Source organism: Shewanella sp. 1180_01 (assembly GCF_052850535.1).
Genome location: NZ_VXCT01000240.1, coordinates 1 through 201, shown reverse-complemented (window position 1 = coordinate 201; position 201 = coordinate 1). Strand labels below are relative to the sequence as shown.

The window sequence follows — 201 nt, the reverse complement described above, 5'->3', positions numbered from 1 at the left end:
TCCTAGCAAATAACTAACGTGTTGTTTGGTAAGAACAAAGCATTTACTTCCTAGCCTACTGAAGCGAATGTGTTACAAAGCTCGGTTACGAGTTAAATCATAAGTCCGGGTCCCCTTCGTCTAGAGGCCTAGGACACCGCCCTTTCACGGCGGTAACAGGGGTTCGAATCCCCTAGGGGATACCATCTATTTTTTATAGAG

At 45.8% G+C, this 201-nt stretch carries 1 tRNA gene; it reads left to right on the top strand.

Annotated features, from left to right (window positions below):
* The first annotated feature begins 109 nt into the window (after positions 1–109).
* Positions 110–185, top strand: a tRNA-Glu gene (locus tag FW758_RS25030).
* The last annotated feature ends 16 nt before the right edge of the window (positions 186–201 follow it).